Below are 684 nucleotides of genomic sequence, written 5' to 3' on the forward strand. Positions count from 1 at the left end.
GCTGACGACGTTCAGCGGCTACAACGCCGACAACCGGTTAAGCTGGCAGCGCAGCCTGCCAGGCGGCAGCCGGAGTCCGCAACAGGCCGGAAATCCCCCGACACAGAGCGACAGCGTGACGGGGCGGGATTACATCTGGAACGCAGACGGTGAAGTCAGCGGCATTAACGACAAACTGCGTGGCTGCCTGGTGTTCAGCTATGACCGGAGCGGCTGGCTGACCGGTCGTACGGGGCAGATGTACGACCATGACCATTATTATTACGACAAAGCAGGCAACCTGCTGACGGATGAATATCAGGGAGCGGTGATGGACAACCGCCTGCCGGGCTACGGGCGTGACCGTTACCGCTATAACGAATGGGGTGAACTGACAGAGCGGCGAGAACAGCAACTGGAGTGGAACGCGCAGGGCCAGTTAACGCGGGTCATCAGCAGCAACAGCGAGACGCGGTATCAGTACGATGCGCTGGGCAGGCGTATCAGCAAGGCGACGTATGGCCGCCATACGAACCAGCGGGAACAGCGGCGGACGACGTTTGTGTGGGAAGGATTCCGGCTGTTGCAGGAGACAACGTGGCAGGGAAAGCGGACGTACCTGTACGACGCGGAACAGCCGTACACGCCGGTGGCGGCTGTCACGGGGCGCGGGGAAAGCCGGAAAATCTGGTATTACCACACGGA

Annotated in this window: 1 pseudogene; it reads left to right on the forward strand. The window is 61.1% G+C overall.

Going from position 1 to position 684, the window contains the following annotated elements:
* Positions 1-684, forward strand: a pseudogene (locus BEA93_RS24570) (RHS repeat protein); the annotation flags it as partial.

This window comes from Escherichia sp. MOD1-EC5950, from assembly GCF_002965345.1.
Classification (GTDB): domain Bacteria; phylum Pseudomonadota; class Gammaproteobacteria; order Enterobacterales; family Enterobacteriaceae; genus Escherichia; species Escherichia marmotae.